Annotated in this window: 15 protein-coding genes; 6 read left to right on the top strand and 9 right to left on the bottom strand. The window is 70.7% G+C overall.

The features are described from left to right. The 3 genes from ICC28_RS14670 to ICC28_RS14660 all read left to right on the top strand — a co-directional run. On the top strand, positions 1–250 hold a 250-nt coding region (locus tag ICC28_RS14670), incomplete at its 5' end, for a hypothetical protein (protein WP_188288974.1). Positions 251–262: 12 nt separating this feature from the next. Continuing rightward, a complete protein-coding gene (locus tag ICC28_RS14665; RefSeq protein WP_188288973.1) occupies positions 263–1,846 on the top strand; it encodes a methylmalonyl-CoA mutase in 1,584 nt (527 codons plus the stop codon). A gap of 92 nt (positions 1,847–1,938) precedes the next feature. Further along, entirely contained in the window at positions 1,939–2,955 is a 1,017-nt protein-coding gene (locus tag ICC28_RS14660; protein ID WP_188288972.1) for a VOC family protein, read from the top strand. 364 nt (positions 2,956–3,319) lie between these two features. Here the strand turns inward: ICC28_RS14660 and ICC28_RS14655 are convergent, their stop codons facing one another. Then, entirely contained in the window at positions 3,320–4,333 is a 1,014-nt protein-coding gene (locus tag ICC28_RS14655; RefSeq protein ID WP_188288971.1) for a LacI family DNA-binding transcriptional regulator, read from the bottom strand. Between the two features lie 222 nt (positions 4,334–4,555). Between ICC28_RS14655 and ICC28_RS14650 the strand changes: the two genes are divergently transcribed. Together ICC28_RS14650 and ICC28_RS14645 are read left to right on the top strand one after the other, a co-directional pair. Next, entirely contained in the window at positions 4,556–5,521 is a 966-nt protein-coding gene (locus tag ICC28_RS14650; RefSeq protein WP_188288970.1) for a glycoside hydrolase family 6 protein, read from the top strand. Between the two features lie 169 nt (positions 5,522–5,690). Then, positions 5,691–6,977 carry a glycoside hydrolase family 6 protein gene (locus ICC28_RS14645; RefSeq protein ID WP_188288969.1) on the top strand — a complete coding sequence of 429 codons (1,287 nt, stop codon included), beginning with the start codon at positions 5,691–5,693 and terminating at the stop codon, positions 6,975–6,977. Between the two features lie 69 nt (positions 6,978–7,046). On the opposite strand, the gene ICC28_RS14640 is transcribed toward ICC28_RS14645, so the two are convergent. The 5 genes from ICC28_RS14640 to ICC28_RS14620 form a co-directional block, all read right to left on the bottom strand. After that, entirely contained in the window at positions 7,047–7,541 is a 495-nt protein-coding gene (locus ICC28_RS14640; protein WP_188288968.1) for a universal stress protein, read from the bottom strand. Positions 7,542–7,545: 4 nt separating this feature from the next. Continuing rightward, positions 7,546–8,805: an SLC13 family permease gene (locus ICC28_RS14635; RefSeq protein ID WP_188288994.1), complete on the bottom strand. Its 1,260-nt coding sequence runs from the start codon at positions 8,803–8,805 to the stop codon at positions 7,546–7,548. Positions 8,806–8,993: 188 nt separating this feature from the next. After that, on the bottom strand, positions 8,994–11,621 hold the full coding sequence (locus ICC28_RS14630; protein WP_188288967.1) for an RICIN domain-containing protein: 2,628 nt from the start codon (positions 11,619–11,621) through the stop codon (positions 8,994–8,996). 184 nt (positions 11,622–11,805) lie between these two features. Continuing rightward, positions 11,806–13,200: an RICIN domain-containing protein gene (locus ICC28_RS14625; RefSeq protein ID WP_188288966.1), complete on the bottom strand. Its 1,395-nt coding sequence runs from the start codon at positions 13,198–13,200 to the stop codon at positions 11,806–11,808. Positions 13,201–13,234: 34 nt separating this feature from the next. Continuing rightward, the gene (locus ICC28_RS14620; RefSeq protein ID WP_188288965.1) at positions 13,235–14,668 is read right to left on the bottom strand and encodes an endo-1,4-beta-xylanase; all 1,434 of its coding nucleotides are present in this window, start codon (positions 14,666–14,668) and stop codon (positions 13,235–13,237) included. Positions 14,669–15,739: 1,071 nt separating this feature from the next. Between ICC28_RS14620 and ICC28_RS14615 the strand changes: the two genes are divergently transcribed. Continuing rightward, a complete protein-coding gene (locus ICC28_RS14615; RefSeq protein WP_188288964.1) occupies positions 15,740–17,236 on the top strand; it encodes a non-reducing end alpha-L-arabinofuranosidase family hydrolase in 1,497 nt (498 codons plus the stop codon). A 207-nt stretch (positions 17,237–17,443) separates the two neighbouring features. Here ICC28_RS14615 and ICC28_RS14610 read toward each other — a convergent pair whose 3' ends face one another. The 3 genes from ICC28_RS14610 to ICC28_RS14600 are packed head-to-tail and all read right to left on the bottom strand — an operon-like array spanning position 17,444 to position 21,111. Further along, on the bottom strand, positions 17,444–18,073 hold the full coding sequence (locus ICC28_RS14610) for a hypothetical protein (RefSeq protein ID WP_188288963.1): 630 nt from the start codon (positions 18,071–18,073) through the stop codon (positions 17,444–17,446). A gap of 21 nt (positions 18,074–18,094) precedes the next feature. Continuing rightward, positions 18,095–20,083 carry an ABC transporter ATP-binding protein gene (locus ICC28_RS14605; protein ID WP_188288962.1) on the bottom strand — a complete coding sequence of 663 codons (1,989 nt, stop codon included), beginning with the start codon at positions 20,081–20,083 and terminating at the stop codon, positions 18,095–18,097. A gap of 17 nt (positions 20,084–20,100) precedes the next feature. After that, on the bottom strand, positions 20,101–21,111 hold the full coding sequence (locus ICC28_RS14600; protein WP_188288961.1) for an NAD-dependent epimerase/dehydratase family protein: 1,011 nt from the start codon (positions 21,109–21,111) through the stop codon (positions 20,101–20,103). Between the last annotated feature and the right edge of the window lie 7 nt (positions 21,112–21,118).

The raw sequence follows: 21,118 nt of genomic DNA, 5'->3' as shown, positions 1-21,118 counted from the left end.
AGCCGATGTGCAGCAGATCGCGACGGCGAGGGCGGTGGAGCGGATCCTGTCGGCGCTGGACAGCGTGAAGAGCCTGCTGGCCACCGTCCCGGCCGCCGACGTCACGGCCACTCGTATTCCGGCGCAACTGCACTCGCTCCTGGTGGAGTTGGACGAGGCGGAAGCCGCGGCCCAAGGAACGGACGTCGCCGGCCAGTTGGAGTCGGCGTCGGCCGAGGAGCTCTTCAAGTTCATCGACAGCGAACTGTGAGGAGGTAGCGCCGTGACATCTGCGCACCAGTCGGAGTCGGGTCTGCCCATCGAGCCGGTGTACGGGCCGGACGCGTTGCGGAATTGGGACCCTGTCGGCAAGCTCGGCGAGCCAGGCACGTTTCCGTACACGCGGGGCGTGTATCCGTCGATGTACACCGGGCGGCCGTGGACGATGCGGCAGTACGCGGGGTTCGGTACCGCGGTGGAGTCGAACGCCCGGTACAAGCAGCTCATAGCGAGCGGCACCACGGGGCTTTCGGTGGCCTTCGACCTGCCCACCCAGATGGGGTACGACTCCGACGCGCCGATCGCACACGGCGAGGTCGGCAAGGTCGGGGTGGCCATCGACTCCATCGACGACATGCGGATCCTGTTCGGCGGCATTCCGCTGGACAGGGTCTCGACGTCGATGACGATCAATGCCCCGTCCGCCGTGCTCCTGCTCCTCTACCAGCTCGTGGCGGAGGAGCAGGGCATCGGCGCGGACAGGCTGACCGGCACCATCCAGAACGACGTGCTCAAGGAGTATGTCGCGCGCGGGACGTACATCTTCCCGCCCAAGCCCTCCCTGCGGCTGATCGCGGACATCTTCAAGTACTGCAAGGCGCAGATGCCGAAGTGGAACACCATCTCCATCTCGGGCTACCACATGGCGGAGGCAGGCGCCTCGCCCGCGCAGGAGATCGCCTTCACCCTGGCCAACGCGGTCGAGTACGTGCGTACGGCGCTCGCCGCGGGTATGGATGTCGACGACTTCGCGCCCCGGCTATCCTTCTTCTTCGTCGCCCGTACGACGATCCTGGAGGAGGTCGCCAAGTTCCGTGCCGCGCGCCGCATCTGGGCCCGGGTGATGCGCGACGAGTTCGGTGCGAAGAACCCCAAGTCGACGATGCTGCGCTTCCACACGCAGACGGCCGGGGTGCAGCTCACCGCGCAGCAGCCGGAGGTGAACCTGGTTCGGGTCGCGGTGCAGGGGCTTGCCGCTGTGCTGGGCGGCACGCAGTCACTGCACACCAACAGCTTCGACGAAGCCATCGCGCTGCCCACGGAGAAGTCCGCCCGCCTCGCCCTGCGTACGCAGCAGGTGCTGGCGTACGAAACGGATGTGACCGCGACCGTCGACCCCTTCGCCGGCTCCTACGTCATCGAGAAGATGACCGATGCCATGGAAGACGCGATCGTGGAGCTGATGGCCAAAGTGGAGGAGACGGGTGGGGCGGTGGCCGCCATCGAACGCGGCCTCCAGAAGGACGAGATAGAGCGCAACGCCTACCGCATCGCGCAGGAGACCGACGCCGGGGAACGCGTCGTAGTCGGGGTCAACCGCTTCCAGCTCGACACGGAGGAGCCGTACCAGCCCCTCCAGGTCGACCCCGCGATCGAGGTGCAGCAGGCCGAACGCATCGCCAAGCTGCGGGCCTGGCGGGTCGGCGAAAACGTGGACGCGGCACTGACCGACCTCCGCAAGGCGGCCGAGGGCGAGGACAACGTCCTGTATCCGATGAAGGAGGCGCTGCGCGCCGGTTCCACGGTCGGCGAGGTCTGCGATGTGCTGCGCGAGGCCTGGGGGGTGTACACGCCGATGACCCCGTGACGACCGCATTCATCGCGCCTGTTCCAACATCGGCTGAATTTCCCTCCTGCGTGATTTGCCCGCTGCCCCATGCCCTCCCTACGGTGGAGGGCATGGGGAATGACATCGTCCGACTCCACCATGTCGGGCACATCGTGCGGGACATGGCACAGGCGATCACTCTGTACGAGCGGCTTGGCTTCCGCCTACCTCCCCCCAGTTGTCCGGCGATCCGGCGACACGAGGGCAGCGAGCCCGAGCCGTTCGGCACCGGCAACAGCCATGCGGACTTTCCCCACTCCTTTCTTGAGCTGGTGTCCTGGATAGAGGACAGCTCGACCCACCGGCTTCCGGCCAACGCGCGGATCGTGCCGCTGGACGCGCCGCCGGAGGTACTGCCCGGCCTGGTGCAGCGGATCGAGGAGACGAGCGCCAACGTGGCGGCACGGCTGGAGCGTTTCCAAGGCCTTCACATCCTCATGCTCTCCTCCCCCGACATCCGTGCGGCCGCCACTCGCCTGTCGGACGCCGGGGTGCGCCACGGCGGGGTGACCACGGTCCGGCGCCCGTCCGACGCCTCGGACGACGTGGCCACGGTGCGCTACCTGGAGATCGGTGACGACGCCTCTGCCAGTCGGCCGGGTGCGGTCGCAGAGGGGCGGGTCGGCGTCGCCGCCGAACTGGATCCGGACGCCCAGCGGGCCGCCGGACTCCTGGACCACCCCAATGGCGCCGTGGACGTCGTCGATGCCGTGCTGTGCGTCGCTGACGAGGAGGTCGGTGCAACAGAGCGGCGGTACGCGACCTACCTCGGACGCGAGGCGCACCAGGACGGGCCGGGCCGCGTCTTCGCACTCGACGAATCCACCCTGACCCTGGTACCGGCCTCCCGCCTCGCCGAGCTCCTGCCCGGTGAACAGCCGCCCGCCCTGCCCGCGATCGCCGCCTGCACCATCGCCGTGCGCGATCTCGACCAGGCAGCCGCCCTGCTGCGCCGCAACGGACTGCCCACGCGCAAGACCCCGTCGGGCGACCTCCTGGTACCGGCCGAGGCCGCCCTCGGCGCCGCTCTCGTCTTCCGTCAGGCCGGATCCGGGGCCACGACTCGGGCGCAGCGGCCAGGCCGATGAGGGCAACCCGGGCCGGGGCGCGGTCCCGCCCGGGCGCCTTCCGGCCTCTCGCCCGACACCGCCCACCGCTGGGCGCGGAGCAACTCGGGGACGCCGTCACGCAGTGAAGGCCGCAGTCGGCGTGCCGCACCCCGGCTGCCACCGCAGACCGCCGGGGTGCGGCAGGACCGGGGGCGATGCGCTGCACGGTCGCGGCAGATCGCGGTCTGTCCCCGGACCGTCCCACGGTCGGTCTCAAGGGCTGGGCCGAAGCGCACCCGACCGTCGTGGCCCGGCCTGCTCACCGGACCGACCCCACCCGCCGACCGGTTTCGGAACCCCGGCCGGGGCCATGGCGCCCTCGGTCCGGCCCGGGTCACGGACGTCAGGCGCTGGAGCGCACGACCAGCCGCGCGGGAAGGATCAGCGGGGTGGGGTCCTGTCCGTTGACGAGGGCGACGAGCATGCGTGCCATTTCCCGTCCCAGTGCCTGTATGGGTTGATGGACGGTGGTGAGCGGCGGATCGGCGATCCGGGCGACGGTCAGGTCGTCGAAGCCGACGACGGCGACATCGGCGGGGACCTGCCGGCCGGCCTCCCGCAAGGTGCGCAGCGCGCCCGCCGCCATGTTGTCGTTGGCGGCGAACACGGCCTCCACGTCGGGGTGTTCGGCCAGCAGGGCGGCCGTGGCGGCGGCTCCGCCGGGCTCGGTGAAGTCGCCCTCCAGCGGAGGGAACGGGTCGAGACCGGCGCTCAGCATGGCGTCCCGGTAGCCGCGGTAGCGCGCCCGCCCGACCTCGGTGTCCAGCGGCCCACAGATCACGGCCACGCGCCTGCGGCCGCGCGAGAGGAGGTACTCGGTCGCTTCGCGGGCTCCGCCGAGATTGTCGACGTCCACGTACCAGCGGGGGGCCGATCCGACCGGGCGGCCGCCGAACACGACGGGCAGCTGCGCCTCTTCGGCCTTGCGGGCCAGCGGATCGTCCTCGCGCAGCGCCATCAGCATGACCCCGTCCGCGCCTCTGGAGCGGAGGAGTTCCTCGACGCGTTTGCGGCCCCGGTCGGAGGCGGCCAGACAGAGCATCAGATGCAGGTCGGCCTCCTCCAGGGCGGCCGCCGCGCCGACGATGACCTGGGCGAAGAAGGGGTCGGCGAAGATCGACGGGTCCTCTCCGCAGATCACGAGCGCGGCGGCTCCCGTCTGCCGGGTGGCCAGGGCGCGGGCGCTCGGATTGGGTACGTAGCCGAGATGCCGGACGGCGCGTTCGACCGCCTCGCGCTTGGCCCGGCTGACGTGCGGAGCGTTGTTGAGGGCCCGGGAGGCCACGGAGCGGGAGACACCGGCGCGTTCGGCCACCTCGTCGAGCGTCGGCTGGCGACGCGGCGCATCTTCTGCCATGGGCCGTGAGTCTTCCACAGCCGGGCGACGCTCCGGGCGGGATGGCTGGTACCGCTTCCAATTGAGTGATCCCCTCCTCCCCCATCCCCGTGTGAATTTCTGGTTTCGCACAGACTATTGACAGTTAAACCAGCCGACCACACGATTGGGACCGCTTCCAGTGGGAGCGCTCCCAAGAGCCTCTCGTCCCCCCTGTCCCTGCCAGGAAGTCGAGGTACTGTCATGCGCCGCAAGGTCCGCTCACTGATGGCAGCACTCTGTGCCCTGCCGCTGGCGCTCGCCCTCGCCCCGTCCGCCCACGCCGCGGACCCGACCACGCTGACCAGCGGGTTCTACGTGGACCCCAACTCCACCCCGAAGCAGTGGGTGGCCGCCAACCCCGGCGACGGCCGCGCCTCTGCCATCAACGCCTCCATCGCCAACACCCCGATGGCCCGCTGGTTCGGCTCCTGGAGCGGCACCATCGGCACCGCCACGGGCGCCTACGTCGGGGCCGCGGACCAGCGGGACAAACTGCCCATCCTCGTCGCATACAACATCTACCACCGCGACCACTGCGGCGGGCACTCCGGGGGCGGAGCCTCCTCGCCGTCCGCCTACAACAACTGGATCGCCCAGTTCGCGGGCGGCATCGCCAACCGCCCGGCCGTCGTCATCCTCGAACCGGACTCCCTCGGGGACTACGGCTGCATGACCCAGGCGCAGATCAACGAACGCCGGGCCATGCTGTCCGGCGCGATCGCGGAGTTCAACCGCCAGGCCCCCAACACCTGGGTCTACATGGACGCGGGCAACCCGGGCTGGGCCAACGCGGCGACCATGGCCCAGCGCCTCCACGACGCCGGTCTCCGCCAGGCCCGCGGCTTCTCGCTCAACGTCTCCAACTACTTCACCACCGCCGAGAACACCGCCTACGGCAACGCCGTCAACCGCGAACTCAGCGCGCGCTACGGCTACACCAAGCCCTTCGTCGTGGACACCAGCCGCAACGGCAACGGCTCCAACGGGCAGTGGTGCAACGCCCCGGGCCGCCGCATCGGCACCGCCACCCAGACGGGCGGAGGCGCCGAGATGCTGCTGTGGATCAAGACCCCGGGCGAGTCGGACGGCAACTGCGGCACCGGGCAGGGCTCCACGGCCGGGCAGTTCCTCCCCGAGGTCGCCTACAAGCTGATCAACGGCTTCTGACCTCCCAGAAACTCCCGTGGCCCGGCACCTCAACGCCCCGCGACCGGGCCACGGGCAGCCCTCGCCACACCGTCGAGGGTTCCACCGCGCACCGCCTCCCCGCCGGACGAACGGCAGTCGGCCGGGGCGGCGGGCGCTTGCTCATCCATCTCATCGTCAGGAAGCACTCATGACTCCACGCACGCTACGGCGCCGCACGGCCGCCTGCGTCGCGGCCCTCGCCGCCTGCGCCGCTCTCACCGCGACGCAGGCGCAGGCGCAGCCGCAGGCCACCCCCACGCAGAACGCGCTCACCCCGGCCACCAAGTTCTACGTGGACCCGCACAGCAAGGCCGCGAAGCAGGCTGTCGTGGACTTCAAGAACGGCGACTTCGAGAACGCCAAGAACATGGCCAGAATGGCGAGCTGGCCGCAGGCCGAGTGGTTCACCGAGGGCACGCCCGGCCAGGTGCGCGGCAAGGTGAGCAAGCTCGTCCACCGGGCCCGGGCCGTGGGCCGGACGCCCGTCCTGGTCGCCTACAACGTCCCGGGCCGGGACTGCACGCAGTACTCCAGCGGCGGCGCCGCGTCCTCCGCCGCCTACCGGAAGTGGATCGACGCCTTCGCCGCCGGCATCGGCACCAACAAGGCGGTGGTCGTCGTCGAACCCGACGGCACGGCCCTGCTGCCCAACGACTGCGGGCCCGACGTGGACCCGACCGGCGCACTCACCGCCGAGCGGACCGCCGACCTCGCCTACGCCGTGAAGACCCTGAAGGCCAAGCCCCGTACCACGGTCTACCTGGACGCGGGGAACGTGCAGTGGCGCCCGGTCGGCGACATGGCGCAGCGCCTGCTGGACTCCGGGGTCCAGCACGGCGACGGCTTCGCCCTGAACGTGTCCAACACCCACCCCACCGACCACAACGCCAGGTACGGCACCTGGATAGCGAAGTGCATGTGGTACGCCACCGAGGGGCCCGAGGAGGCTCGCGGCCACGCCGAGCGGTGCGCCGGCCAGCACTACTCCCCCGCCGCCCCCAACGACGGCACTCCCGGCAACGCCGTCAACTCCAACGACCCCGCCACCTGGCGGTGGACCGACCTCTGGTTCGACGAGAACGTGGGCTCCCCCTCCGCCGACCGGCTGAAGCACTTCGTGATCGACACCAGCCGCAACGGCCTGGGCGCCTGGGTCCCCGAGCCCGGCAAGTACACCGGGGACCCGGAGCCCTGGTGCAACGCGCCCGGCCGCGGCCTCGGCCCGCGTCCCACGGCCAACACCGGCGTCCCGCTCGTCGACGCCTACCTGTGGATCAAGATCCCCGGTGAGTCCGACGGCAGCTGCACGCGCAACACCGGTGGCACGATCGATCCGGAGTACGGCATCGTCGACCCGCCCGCCGGTACCTGGTGGCCCGAGCAGGCCCACACGCTGGCCCGCAACGCGGCACCCCGTCTGACGTTCAACCGCTGACCCTTCAGGGCCACACCGACTCCACCCGCCGACCGCGGAATCCGGTCACCGCCCGCCCCGCCGCTGCGCTCACACCGGCGGGGCGGGCGGAGGCGGTGGCAGGGTCGACAGGTCCGGCGACGACTCGGGCCAGACCAGGAGCACGGGGCAGGGGGCGTGGTCGACGACGAAACGGCTGGCGGGCCCGAGGCTGTGCGGCCCGAGATGGGTGCGGTCGCCGTCCCGGGCCAGGACGAGCAGATCGCCCCCCTCGGCCGCGGCGACCACCTCACGCTCGACACGCCCGGTGCGCTCGCTACGCGTACAGGGGCGCCCCAGTCGGTCGGCGGCGGCGTCGAGCAGCTCCCGCGCGGAGGCGGCGGCGAGCTGCTCCACACGTGTGCCCGGGTCGCGCTCGGGGTGCCCGCGCCCCAGCAGTCCGGCGAAGGCACCGTGCGCGGCGCCGGGGACGTCGGCCGGGGTGACGTGCAGCAGGACGATGCCGGCGTCCGCCGGGGCGTGGGCGCGGGCGGCGTCCACACAGGCGGGCCAGGTGCCCTCGACGATCCAGACGACCACGTCCATGACGTCAGCCTCCTCCGATGACGGTCAGCGAGACCCACAGTGCCAGCACCGCGGTCACCAGGCTCGCCGGCACCGTGTACACGCCGAGCCGGGTGAACTCCTTCAACTCCACCTCCGCGTCGTGGGCGTGGACGATGCGCCGCCACAACAGGGTGGCCAGCGACCCCGCGTAGGTGAGGTTGGGGCCGATGTTCACCCCGAGCAGCACGGCGAGCACGGCACCGGCCCCCGACGGGGCGGCCAGCGGCAGCAGCACCAGCACGGCGGGCAGGTTGTTGATGACGTTGGCGAGGACGGCGGCCAGCGCGGCGAGCGCGAGCAGCTCCAGCAGCCCGGTGCCCTCGGGGATCAGGTGGCCCAGGGCCTCGTCGAGCCCGTTGTCGACGACCGCCCGGACCACGATCCCGAGGGCCAGCACGAAGGCGAGGAACGGCACCGAGGCCGCGCTCAGCAGCGCCCGTGGCGTGGTGCGCCGGCGCAGCAGGGCCCGGACGGCGAGGGCCAGGGCTCCGCCCAGGGCCGCCCATGCGGGGTCGACGCCGACCGCCGAGGTCAGGACGAACCCGGCCAGCGTGCACCCCACGGTCACCAGGGCGAACTTCGGCAGCCGCGGTGGCTCGGCGACGGCGGGGGCCTGTGCTCCGGCGTCCAGGTCCGAGGCGAAGAAACGGCGGAAGACCACGTACTCGACGGCGATCGCCGCCGCCCAGGGCAGCAGCATCAGCGCGGCGAACCGGGTGAAGCTGAGTCCGCTGGCCGCGAAGGCCAGCAGGTTGGTCAGGTTGGAGACCGGCAGCAGCAGCGAGGCCGTGTTCGACAGGTGGGTGCAGGCGTAGACATGCGGTTTGGGGCGGGCGCCGAGCCGGGCCGCGGTGGCGAACACCACCGGCGTCAGCAGCACCACCGTGGCGTCCAGACTGAGCACCGCCGTGATCGCCGACGCGGCGACGAACACCTGCGCCAGCAGCCGCCGCGGCCGGCCCGCCGCCGTCCGCGCCATCCAGGCCCCGCACGCCTGGAACAGCCCTTCGTCGTCGCAGAGCTGGGCCAGTACCAGGACCGCCGCCAGGAAGCCGACCACCGGCGCCAGTTGTGCGACCTCGTCCGCCGCGTCGCCCAGCGGGATCGCCCCGGTGACGATGAGCAGCCCGGCGGCGGGTACGGCCACCACCGCCTCCGGCCAGCCGAAGGGACGCACGACCGCACAGGCCAGCACCAGGACGAGCAGAGCCGCGGACAGTGTCTCCGCGAACGCGGTGTTCAGAACCGGGTCCTTCCGCTCAGTGGCGGACGGACCGCCTCCACATCATCCCGAAAGATACCCCGCGCGGAAGGGGACAGCGGGAACGGCGGCCCCTGTCGGAGAGGGTCCGCCCGCACCGCCGTAGGACCCGGGCTCCCGGGACCGGAACCTGTTGCGGCCCCGGTCCCAGGAGTGCCTCGGGCGTCGGGTCAGGACGGGTCGCCGTACTGGAGGCCGCGTCCGTTGGTGCCGACGTAGACCCGGCCGTAGACGTCGGGGTCGCCGGTGATGACGCCGACGCCGCCGATGGCACCCCACTGGTGGGCGTCGTCGTTGACGCGGACCCAGGTGGCGCCCTTGTCGGTGGAGCGGAAGACGCCGGTGACGTCCTTGACGGTGCCGATCAGGTACAGGGCCTGGTAGTCGGTGCCCGGCTTGGCCTTGCCGAAGCCTATGGCGGAGGCGTCCTTCACCGTGGTGAGGGTTTCGAAGGTGCGGCCGCCGTCGGTGGAGTGCAGCAGGCCCTTGCCGCCGCCGGCGATCCACAGGTCCCCGGCGATGCCGGGCACGGCCTGGAGCCTGCCGTCGGCGGGCAGGTTGGTGGCGCGGGCGCTGAAGGTGGCGCCGCCGTCGGTGCTGGCGTAGAGCGTGCCGCCGGACAGCGAGTAGAAGGTCTTGGCCGAGGCGCGGTCGGCGACGACCACGGCGCCGGCGCGCAGTCCGCCGACCTTCGACCAGCTCGCTCCGTTGTCGGTCGAGCGGTGCGGGACCTGGCCGTCCTGGGTCCAGACGATGGCGGAGCCGTCCGCCGCGAGCGAGATGTGGCCGTCCTGGGCACTGGCCACCGGCTCCGTCCTGAAGCCGGTCCAGTTGGCGCCGCCGTCGGTGGAGTAGGCGCCGTCCTTGTCGCCGCCCCGCCCGACGCGGACCATCATGGTGGGCTTGGACTGGGCGAAGTCGATGCTGGTGCTGTTGGTCATCATCGGGCTCTTCAGCCGCCCGCTGGGCACCTTGGTCAGCGAGTCGTGGCGGAAGCCGCCCTGGTCGCCCATGGCGGTGACGACGTCGGTGCCGCCGGGCGGGGCGATCGCGTCCAGCAGAGCGGTCTCCTCCAGTCCGCGGGCGCCGGCGCTCCAGTGGCTGGTGCCGCCGTTGTCGGAGGCGTCGGCGTTCTTGCTGCGCCAGATGCCGTTGCCGGTGCCGTACAGCACGTGCCCGGAGTTGAAGGGGTCGATGGCCAGGGCGGTCATCCAGTGCCCGACGTGGTCTCCGACGTAGGGAGCGCCGGAGGGGTCGTGCTCCGACCTGTCGGACAGCGCCTTCCAGGTCGTACCGGCGTCGGTGCTGCGGTAGATCTCGTCCTCGGGCCACCAGCGGCCGAGGGTGGTGACCATCACCGTGGAAGGCCGGCGCGGATCGACGGCCAGGCCGGAGAACCCGTAGTTGCCCTTGGAGGGGGAGATGTTCTTCCAGGCCCCGCCGGCCGGCGTGTGCTTCCACACCGTGCCGCCCGTCACGCCGTTGGGTCCGAGGTTGTCGGTGTACGTCACGTACAGCGAGCCGTCGCCGGAGAGCACTCCGTGCTGCGGCAGTTGGCCGGTGGGCTGCCCGGCGACGGCCTGCCAGGTGCGGCCGTTGTCGGTGGAGCGGTACAGGGAGGTGGACCGGTCGTGGACGCCGACGTAGATCGTCTTGCTGCCGGCCGGGCCGTAGGTGACGAAGGAGATGCCCGCACCGGTGCCGGCGCCGTTCTTGACGGGGAACGAGGAGACCTGACTCCATGTCACGCCGTGGTCGGTGCTGCGCCACAGGCCGTTCTTCCGGGTGCCCAGCAGCAGGGTGCTGTTGTGCGCGGGGTCGACCACGAGCCGTTCGCCCGCGCCGCGGCCGTCCTCGTTGGCGCCCAGCTTGAACGGAAGGTCGGTGCGCTTGAAGGTACGGCCCTGGTCGGTGGAGCGCAGGATCGCGGCGTTGCCTCCCCATTCGTTGGTGTAGGTGCCCGCGCCGAGGTAGAGCCGCTGGGGGTCGACGGGGTCGGTGGCCAACGAGTCGATGCCGAGCAGGTTCCAGTCCTTCTCGCCGATCCAGTCGGTCAGCGGGATCCACTGCTCGGCCGCGGTGTCCCAGCGGTAGGCGCCGCCCATGTCGGTCCGCGCGTACAGCAGGCCCTTCTGCTTCTGGTTGAAGACCAGTCCGGTGACGTATCCGCCGCCCACCACCTGAGCGTTCTTCCACACGTACGGTCCGGTCGCGGCCGTCTGGGTCTCGGTCACCTTCACCAGCCTCCACTGCTGGTTGGTGCCGCCGTGGCCGGGATACTGGATGACCTCGGCGCCCTGGGCCGTGGCACCTCCCGAGACGTCCAGGACCAGGCCGCTACTGCGGGAGGTGAAGGTGACCGCGTCCGAGCCGCCCACCGTGTCGATCCGCCACTCCTGGGACGTGGCGGAGGTGTCCGTCTGCTGCTCGGCGGCAGCCCTCTGGGCGGTCGAGTTGCCCGCGATGCCCAGCACCTTGCCGCTGTTGCGGTTCACCAGCTCGTAGTAGCCGCCGCCGGCGTCCTTCAGCCGCCACTGCTGGTTGGCCGTGTTCTGGTCGGTGTACTGCTGGATACGGGTGCCGTCGGCGGTGGAGAAGCCCTTCACGTCCAGCGCCTTGCCGCTGCGCACGGAGACCAGCCGGTAGTACGCGTTGCCGTCGACGGTCGCGGCCTGCGAGTCGTCCTGCACGAACACGAAGTAGGGCACGACGATGGCGGGCACGCCCAGCACCAGGCCGGTGGCGGTCCAGCGACGGCGGTGACGACCGCGGCGCACGCCGGTCGTGGGGTTGCTCATGGGGGGTTTCTCCTTGCATACCGTTCATCGGAGGAAGACCGGATCCAGGCACCGTGATGACCGGATCCGCCTCCTTGTGGTCACAAGGGCCCCACAGGGTTGCCGCGTTCCGAAGAATTTTTTCGGCGGACGCCGACGGAGTGGAGCCGGGAGGATCCCGGCTCCACTCCGTGGAACGGACGGGTCACTGGAACTGTGCGAAGAACCTCCAGATCTCTCCCTTGGTCCAGGTGGTCACGCCGCTCTCGTTGGACGAGCCGTCGACCGGACCGGGGATGTGGCCTCCGTCGAACGCGGCCCATTGGACCGGGTATCCGGCGCGGCAGCCCGAGTAGGTGGTCGTGATGTGCGTGCGGCTGCCCGGAGCGGGCTCGCGCGGGCTCTGGGCGGTGCAGCCGTTGTTGCTGACGAACTTGTCGCGCAGGGACCGTCCTTGCCCGATGTTGAGGACGGAGTCGCTGATGCCGTGGATCCCGAAGTAGGCGATGGGCTGGTTGCCGCCGCTGCATCCGCTGATCTGGGCGCCGGCGATGACCGCGACGGCCCGGAAGACGTTCGCCCGGGCGCAGGCGAGGGCATAGCTCATGCCGCCGCCCCAGCTGAAGCCCGTGGCGAAGCGCTGCGCCGGGTTGACGCACAGCCCGCTCTCGATGCGGCGGATCATGTCGTCGACGAACGTGACGTCCTCACCGCCCGAGTTGGCCCAGCCGTTGCCCAGGCCCTGGGGGGCCACGAGGATCGCGGAGTTGTTCGACTGTTCCTGCTGGCCGTAGTAGGACCAGGCGCTCCCGCTCGTTCCGCCCGAGGCGACGTCGTTGGCGGTGCCGCCCCGCCAGTGGAACGCGAAGATCAGCCGGTAGGGGTGGTTGTTGTTGTAGTTGGCGGGGACCCTGAGAATGAAGCTGCGGCTCTTGCCACCGCTCTGGATGGTGTGGGTACCGCTGTTCAGGGTGGGTGCGCTGCCGCATCCGCCCTCGCCGCCATCGGACGACAGCTTGACCATCTGCCACTGCTGGTTGGCGCCGCCCCAGTCGCCGTACTGGACGACGTTGGCGCCGTCGGCGGTGGAGGAGCCCTGCACTTCCACCGCCTTGCCGCTGTTTCGGTTGACCAGCCGGACGTGGCCGCCGTCGGAGTCGGCCAGGCGGAACTGCTGGTTGGTGCCGTTGTGGTCGGCCCACTGCTGGACCGCGGCACCGTCGGCGGTCGAGGCGCCGGCCACGTCGAGCACCTTGCCCGAGTGCCGGGCCTTGAGCCGGTAGAAGCCGCCGCCGGAGTCCACGAACTGCCACTGCTGGTTGGCTCCGTCGTGACGCGTCCACTGGCTGATCCGCGCCCCGTCGGCGGTGGAGACGCCGGAGACGTCCAGCGCCTTGCCGCTGTTGCGGTTGACCAGGACGTACCAGGCGTTGGTGTCCACCGTCGCGGTCGCGGCGGGCGGTGCCGCGGCCTGGGCGGGCCCGGTCATCCCCGAGACGAGCATGCCGGTCGCGAGGGCCGCCGCCACCGCGCCGACGAACCGGGACCAACGGCGGCGTCGGGGTGGCGGGGCGGGGTCGGCCGCACCGTGGGTCTTCATCGATTCACTCCTTCGTCCGTGTCAGGTCCCCTCATCAGGTGCGGGTCCAGCGCTGGTTGCCGCCGTTCGAGCAGGAGTAGAGCTGGATCAGGGTGCCGTTGGCGGTGCCGGCTCCGACGGCGTCGAGGCAGAGACCGGACTGGACGCCGACGATGGATCCGTCGGAGTTCAGGCGCCACTTCTGGTTGTCGCCGCCCCAGCAGCTGTAGATCTGGACCTTGGTGCCGTTGCCGGTGCCCGCGGCGTCCAGGCACTTGTTGCCGTAGACCCTGAGTTCACCGGCGGCGGTGTGGGTCCACTGCTGGTTGGTGCGGTTGTTGCAGTCCCACAGGTTGACCTGGGTGCCGTCGGTGGTGCTGGCTCCGGGCACGTCCAGGCAGCGGCCCGAGGCGACGCCCTTGATCTGTCCGGAACCCGTGGGCGGCGGCGTGGAGGAACCGCCGTTGAGTGCGTCGAGTACGGCGGTGTAGGCGGGCTTCTTGCTGCCGTCGCGGTTGAACAGCAGCGGCGTGTGCTCCGGTCGCCAGGAGTCGGAGTCGCGCACGCCCCAGACGGTGATGCCGAGGCAGCGCGGGACGGCCAGGCAGTCGTTGGTCACGGCGGCGTAGGTGCTGGCCGAGGCACCCTGGATGTCGAGTTCGGTGACGGCCACGTCGACGCCGAGGGCGGCGAAGTTCTGCAAGGTGGTGCGGAAGTTGCTGTTGTAGGGGCTGCCGCTGTTGAAGTGCGCCTGGAAGCCGACGCAGTCGATCGGCACGCCGCGCTGCTTGAAGTCGCGGACCATGTTGTACATGGCCTGGGTCTTGGCCCAGGTCCAGTTCTCGACGTTGTAGTCGTTGTAGCAGAGCTTGGCGGCCGGGTCGGCGGCACGCGCGGTGCGGAAGGCGACCTCGATCCAGTCGTTGCCGGTGCGCTGCAGGTTGGAGTTGCGCCGGGCGCCCGAATTGCCGTCTTCGAAGGCCTCGTTCACGACGTCCCACTGGTCGATCTTGCCCCGGTAGTGGGCCATCACGCCGTTGATGTGGTTGATCATCGCCTGGCGCAGGCTGCTGCCTTCGAGCGCCTGCATCCAGCCGGGCTGCTGGGAGTGCCAGGCCAGGGTGTGACCGCGCACCTTCTTGCCGTTCTGCACGGCCCAGTTGTAGACGCGGTCGGCGGCGGTGAAGTTGAACTGGCCGCGCTGCGGTTCGGTGGCGTCGATCTTCATCTCGTTCTCGGCCGTCACCGAGTTGAACTCACGGTTGGCGATCGACGTGTACTGCGAGTCGCCCAGCCTGCCCGAGGCGATGGCGGTGCCGAAGTAGCGACCGCTCTGCGCCGCCGCGGCGCCGAGCGTGCTCTCGGCCGCGTGTGCCGCGGGTGGTGCGGACAGCGCGCCGACCACGGCGAGGACGCCGACGAACAGCGCTGCCAGCAGACCGCGGAGCCCGCGGCGGACGGCGGGTGGGGGAAGGGCGTAGGAGCCCATGGCTGTGCCTCCAGGGTAGACATCACGGAAGGTCGAGAAGTGCAGCGCAATGCGTCGCCCGTTCCCCGCTCGGTGGGTGGACGGGGCGGGCCGGGATCAGGGCGTTACGGGATCACCGGGCATCGCGGTCGTGGAACCGGGGCGGTCTCGGCCGGCTCGGCCACGCGGGCGGACACGGGCTGCGGCGATGTTTCGACAGAGGCATGGGGGTACTCCATCGCGGCTCAGCCGGGGGGAACCCGCCACGTGGCGTCGCGCACGTCTCCCAGTACGCGAAATGCCACGATGCGCTGGCGCGAACCTCACCGGTACGAAAACGGGGTGGCGCGGGTGCGGGGGTCACAGCAGTTCGACCTGTCGAACTGTGACCGCTGTCTCAGACGGGATAATTGAGGGCTTGACGGTTACTCGTCAATGCTCCGCGCGCAAAAAGTTTCTGTTTACTGTCCGAAACTTTCGATATTCCGACCGGTCGAACAAGGGGCCCACGGACCTCCGGCACCGCCGCCGACGTATACCGCAGCACCGCGCTCCGAACGAACGCACCGACGGCACGCCGGCGAACTCACGCACCCCGAGGCGACGGGGGCCACGTTCCGGCCGCCGCGCAAGGCCGAGTACCGGCCACGGCCGGACGCCGCCCGCACACCTGGCCTCCTGGGCACGGACGCCCTGACCAGGCGAGCTGTACCGAGGACCGCCGGACGACCTCCGTTCGGGAGGACGGCTCGTCGAGCCCGGAGGGGAAGCGCTGTTTACGGACACATCGGCGACAGGCCTTGACCCGGCGGGCCCATATTCCTACCTTGTGGCGTCAAAGAGTCCGAAGAGTTTCCGTTAGTTTTCCGACTGGACTGACGTTTCCCGACCGGCTCTCGGCCGGATCGACCGAAAGGCCGGAGACCTGGCCCGTTCCGGTCCCCGGCGAAGTAGTCAGGCTTGAGCGCCCCGAGCACCAGCTCTTCGGCACACGCGGCCGCCATCGCACCTCCCCGTCCCTGCCCGAGGGCGACCGCTCCGCGCTTCACCGGGGTCAACTCACCCCTGTCCCCCAGAAACGGAGGCCCTGTGATGTGGTTCCGCCGTCCAGCCCCGCTCCGGCTGAGACGCCTACTCGTCGTCCTCACGCCCGTGCTGCTCATGGCCACCTTCATCGGCGTCGGCGCCCAGCCCGCAAGCGCGGCGACGGTCGACCCCAACGCCTCGTACGTGCTGGTCAACCGCAACAGCGGCAAGGCACTTGACGTCTACAACCTGGCGACGAACGACGGCGCCCGCATCACCCAGTGGGCCAGGAACGACCAGAACCAGCAGCAGTGGCAGTTCGTCGACTCCGGCGGCGGCTACTACCGCATCAAGTCCCGCCACTCCGGCAAGGTCCTCGACGTCCAGGGCCGGTCCACCGCGAACGGCGCCGCGATCGTCCAGTGGTCCGACGCCAACGCCACCAACCAGCAGTGGCGGCTCGCCGACAGCTCGGACGGCCATGTGCGGCTGATCGCGCGCCACAGCAACAAGGCCCTTGAAGTGCAGGGTGCTTCCACCGCCGACGGCGCGAACATCGTCCAGTACGACGACTGGGGCGGCGCCAACCAGCAGTGGCGGCTCGTCAAGGTCGGCTCCGGCGACCCGGGCAACCCGGGCACGTGCGACCTTCCCTCGACGTACCGCTGGTCGTCGACGGGCGCGCTGGCGCAGCCCAAGGCGGGTTGGGCCTCGCTCAAGGACTTCACCGTCGCTCCCCACAACGGCAGGCAGGTCGTCTACGCGACGACCCACGGAGCCGCGGGGACGGGCAGGGCGTGGGGCGGGATGAGCTTCGCCCCGTTCACCAACTGGTCGGAGATGGCCACGGCCACCCAGAACACGTTGCCGTTCACCGCCGTCGCGCCCTCGCTCTTCTATTTCGCGCCGAAGAACATCTGGGTGCTCGCCTACCAGTGGGGCGGTTCCTCGTTCTCGTACCGGACGTCGAGTGATCCCACGAACCCGAACAGCTGGTCGTCGGAGCAGGCGCTGTTCACCGGCCGGATCTCCGACTCCGGAACCGGTCCCATCGACCACGCCCTGATCGCCGACGGGTCGAACATGTACCTGTTCTTCGCCGGTGACAACGGCAAGATCTACCGGTCGAGCATGCCGCTCGGGAACTTCCCCGGCAACTTCGGTTCGTCGTACACCACGATCATGACCGACACGGTCAAGAACCTCTTCGAGGCCCCGCAGGTCTACAAGCTCCAGGGCCAGAACAAGTACCTCATGATCGTCGAGGCTCGGGGAGCGAACGAGCACCGCTTCTTCCGCTCGTTCACGGCCACCAGCCTGAACGGTACGTGGACGCCCCAGGCCGCCACCGAGTCCAACCCCTTCGCCGGCCGGGTCAACAGCGGTGCCACCTGGACCAACGACATCAGCCACGGCGAACTCCTGCGCACCAGCGCCGACCAGACCATGACCGTCGACCCCTGCAATCTGCAGCTTCTCTACCAGGGACGCAGCCCCAGCTCCGACGGCACGGACTACGGCCTCCTCCCCTACCGTCCCGCCCTGCTGACACTGCAGCGCTGACGGCGTCACACAAGTCCGGCTCCGCTGAGGAGCGGGAGCGGCGGGCCCGGCGAACTGCCGGGCCCGCCGCGTCGCGTGACAACGTCGCCGCCCCCACCCAGGCTTGCGCCCCACCCACACACACGCCGCCCGGCACGAAGCGGCCTGGGCCGGCCGCAGGCGTGTCACCCGAAGGGCCGCCTGTCGTGGCTGTGGTCGACCAAGGGCTCAGTCGGTCAGCGGGACTTCCCGCACGTCCTGGAGGACGACCAGGCGGGTCTCCGCCAGTAGTCGCTTGAGGACGTCCGGTTCGGAATCCTCGTAGCCGCAGGCGGTCCAGCGAAGGGCGCGTTCGCCCGGCGTGTGCAGGAGCCCGGCCGCGCCCCAGTGGACGACCTTGCCCACCGAGAGGGTCTTGGCACCTTCTGTGCGCAGATGGGGACAGAGCTCGACCGCGGGCGCCCAGCAGGATCGGCAGGTGGGCGGCGTCCCGGTGGTGTGGACGAGCTTCGGGCGCGAGCCGTACTCGCGGGCGGGCAGCAACCAGGGCAGGCGGCCGTCCTCGGGCTCGATCCGCTCGCCGCAGATCTGGCACAGCGACGAGACCATGCACTGGCGCTGGCGCCGTGAGTGCGTCTGCGAGAACAGGGGGCGGCCCTGGCCCTGTGGGCCGATGTGCCGCATCCACAGCACGCCGTGCTCGTCACGGTCCTCGGGCTCCTCCTGCGCGTATCGCAAGAAGCCGCTGGCCGGATCGCGCCGAAGCGGCTCGACGCGCGACTCGCCCTCCCACAGGGCGACCCAGGGCACCGTGACTGCCGCGCCGGCCCGGTCGGCCGCGCTGGTCGCGCTTGACATGAAGTGTTCCCCTCTCCGTATCTAGGTGATGGGGGCAGCGGGCCGCGGCAGTGCCGAGGGGCCACGCTGCTCCGTGGGCGAGTGCTCCTGGGTCGGCTCCGAGCGGTACGCCTCCGCCTGGAGGTTGTAGAGGTCGGCGTACAGGCCTCCGGCGGCCATGAGCTCCTCGTGGGTTCCGGTCGCGGTGACCCGGCCGTCGGCGAGGACGTAGATGCGGTCCGCATAGCGGACGTTGGCGAGCCGGTGGGTGATCAGGACGACCGTCCGGTCCGTGGCGTGGTCGCCGATCGCCCGGAACAGCTCGTGCTCCGCCCGTGCGTCGAGGGCCGCGCTGGGCTCGTCGCAGATGAGCAGGCGGGCGTCGCGGTAGAAGCCACGGGCGGCGGCGAGGCGCTGCCACTGCCCGCCCGACAGCTCCCGGCCGCTCTCGAACCGCTTGTCGAGGAGCGTGTCGTAGCCGTTCGGCAGCCGCTCCACGAACGGAGCCGCACCCGCGGCGGCGGCCGCCCGGTGCGTCCGCTGCTCGTCCTCCGCGTCGCCCATCGCGATGTTCTCCCGCGCGGTGAGCGGCCAGTTGGTGGGGCTCTGCGCGACCACCGCGATGTTTTCCCACAGCTCGTTCCGATCGGCGTCGGCCAACGAGGTGTCGTCCCAGAACACCGCCCCGCTGTCCGGCATGTACAGACCGGCGAGGATCTTGGCGAGAGTGGTCTTGCCGGAGCCGTTCTCGCCCACGAGAGCGATGACTTCGCCCTTGGAGATCTCGATGGAGACGTGGGTCAGGGCCGCACCGGCGGCACCGGGGTAGCGGAACGTCACGTCCTGCACGCTGATCCGGTCGAACGCCGCGGGCGCGGGCCCCTTCGGCGACAGGGCGAGGACCCGCTCGGCCTCGCCGCAGAAGTCGAGGTAGTCACAGAAGTAGAGCCCTTCCGTGTAGAGCCGGTTCATCTCCTGCACCAACAGGTGCAGCGACTCCTTGCCGCTTCGGATCGCCAGGACGGCGGTACCCGCGACCTCCAGCGGAATGGCGCCCGCGCCGAGCAGCAGACCGAGCGCCGCGTAGGTCGCTCCGGTGGCAACACCGCTCAGGGTGTCACCGGCCAGCCGTACGCCCGTCTCCTTGCGCGCGAGGTCGATCTGCACATCGCGCTCGACGGTGGCCACCCGGTCGTACTGCCGCAGCAGGAAGTCCCGCATGGTGAACGAACGGACGTCGGCGGCCGATCGACGGTCCGTCATCAGCTCGAACGTGATCCACTTGCGTCGGCGGCTCGCGATCAGGTCCCACATCGCCCGATAGCGCATCCGCGCGGAACGCACCGCCGCCCACCAGTCGGGCGCCGCCGTCAGGATCAGCAGCGGCAGGAGCACGGGATGCAGCACACCGAGGGTCACGGCCACGGCGACGAGACCGACCACCTGGCTGAACACCTCGAGGGTGGCTCGCGCGGTCACGGGCGCGTTGGCCGAACCACGCTCGCGCGCCCGCTGCAGGCCGTCGTGGAACCTCGCGTCGTCGTACGAGGCGAGGTCCACCCGTGTGGTCAGCCCGATCAGGCGCAGCTCGACGGCCCGCTCGATTCGCGGGATGAGGCGCGCCTGCGCCCATGACGCGGCGGCCTGGAAGCTGGACCTGAGCGAGAGAGCGAGCGCCACGAGCAGCAGCGAGGGCAGCGCGTCGCGCACCCGGTCCGGGGTCGGCCCCTCGGCGAACAGGGACTGCATCACCGACGTCGTGGCGAGCAGGCCGACGGAGAGAAGTCCGCCGGAGACCGCATTGAGGACGATGGCCGCCGCGGTGTCGATCCGACTGGTCTGCCAGGCGAGGCGGAGGACGTGCCCGCTGAGTGCAGGCAGGCCGCGCGCCATGGCCCAGAACCCGGCGGAGAAGAGATTGGCCTCGTTCATCTCCCAGGGTTCCTTGGCCAGTTCGGGGTTGGCCGCCGGAGCGGCGGTGTCCGACGTGTCTCGCCGTTGCTCGTGCCGGCGTCGCAGCCCGATCCGCATGCCTCTCCTTCCCGTCGCTACGGCGTCGGTACACGAGCGCCGTTGAGCCAGGCGTCGATGAGCGCCCTCTCCTTCTCCGGGGTCAGCGGACCGAACACCCCGCTCTCCTCCGGTGTCCCGTCCCCCAACTCCTTCCAGGTCGCCTCGACGGTCTCGGCGTACGGACGGCAGCTGAGTCCTGCGGCGTACGCGGCCGCGGTCCGCACGGTCCAGCGGTTGCCGTGACCCGCGGTCGAGCGCGGCTCCCACAGCGGCAGGTCGACCCAGGCCCTCACTCCGGCGGCGACGAGGAACTCGTCGTCCGCCCAGACCAGTCGGCCCTTGGCCCCGGTGACCGTGACACAGGTCTCCAGGAGGTCCCCCATCGTCATGGCACCCGCCGGGCCGGCGGCGTTCAGGACACCCGTTCTGCCGTCCCGGGCGCATGCGAGAAGCCAGGAGGCAACGTCGCGGCAGTCGAGCAGTTGGACGGGATCGCGGGGATCCCCGCCCGCGAGGATCCGGCCGCCGCGGGCGGCGCGCCGCAACCACCGTCCCAGCGGGCCGCAACCGTCTCCCGGCCCGCTGATGAGCCCGGGCCGCACCACCAGCGCCCTGGCTCCGGGGACGGCACCGACGGCGTGCTCGCAACCGGCCTTGAGCGTGCCGTACCCGGTGTCGGCCATGGAGGCGTCCAACGGGCACGCGCGTACCGGCAGTTCGTCGGTGACAGGTTGTTGCGGCCAGGTCAGGGCGGCGAGCGACGAGACGAACAGATAGAGCCCGGCCCGGTCGGCGAGCAGCCGCGTCGAGCGCTCCACCGAGGACGGCAGGAGGCCGCTGGTGTCGATCACGGCGTCCCACCGGCCCGACCGCAGGGCGGCCAGTCCGTCCTCGGCGTCTCGGTCGCCCCGCAGGGCCTTGACCTCCGGGTGATCGGGGCCCGTCAGCCCCCGGTTGAACGTGGTGACTTCCCAGCCGTCGCGCACGGCGTTCTCGACCAGGGGGCGGCCGAGCAGTCCCGTTCCCCCCAGGATCAGGATCCTCACAGGCGCA

The sequence above is a fragment of the Streptomyces sp. TRM68416 genome (assembly GCF_014596915.1).
Classification (GTDB): domain Bacteria; phylum Actinomycetota; class Actinomycetes; order Streptomycetales; family Streptomycetaceae; genus Streptomyces.
Note: the sequence above shows the minus strand (reverse complement) of the source record. Positions and strands in the feature narration are given on the sequence as shown.

Bases quoted from the DNA above. Each gene is read 5' to 3' on its own strand.
- ICC28_RS14660 (WP_188288972.1), top strand. From the start codon at position 1,939: ATGGGGAATGACATCGTCCGACTCCACCATGTCGGGCACATCGTGCGG.
- ICC28_RS14655 (WP_188288971.1), bottom strand. From the start codon at position 4,333: ATGGCAGAAGATGCGCCGCGTCGCCAGCCGACGCTCGACGAGGTGGCC.
- ICC28_RS14650 (WP_188288970.1), top strand. From the start codon at position 4,556: ATGCGCCGCAAGGTCCGCTCACTGATGGCAGCACTCTGTGCCCTGCCG.
- ICC28_RS14645 (WP_188288969.1), top strand. From the start codon at position 5,691: ATGACTCCACGCACGCTACGGCGCCGCACGGCCGCCTGCGTCGCGGCC.
- ICC28_RS14640 (WP_188288968.1), bottom strand. From the start codon at position 7,541: ATGGACGTGGTCGTCTGGATCGTCGAGGGCACCTGGCCCGCCTGTGTG.
- ICC28_RS14630 (WP_188288967.1), bottom strand. From the start codon at position 11,621: ATGAGCAACCCCACGACCGGCGTGCGCCGCGGTCGTCACCGCCGTCGC.
- ICC28_RS14625 (WP_188288966.1), bottom strand. From the start codon at position 13,200: ATGAAGACCCACGGTGCGGCCGACCCCGCCCCGCCACCCCGACGCCGC.
- ICC28_RS14620 (WP_188288965.1), bottom strand. From the start codon at position 14,668: ATGGGCTCCTACGCCCTTCCCCCACCCGCCGTCCGCCGCGGGCTCCGC.
- ICC28_RS14615 (WP_188288964.1), top strand. From the start codon at position 15,740: ATGTGGTTCCGCCGTCCAGCCCCGCTCCGGCTGAGACGCCTACTCGTC.
- ICC28_RS14610 (WP_188288963.1), bottom strand. From the start codon at position 18,073: ATGTCAAGCGCGACCAGCGCGGCCGACCGGGCCGGCGCGGCAGTCACG.
- ICC28_RS14605 (WP_188288962.1), bottom strand. From the start codon at position 20,083: ATGCGGATCGGGCTGCGACGCCGGCACGAGCAACGGCGAGACACGTCG.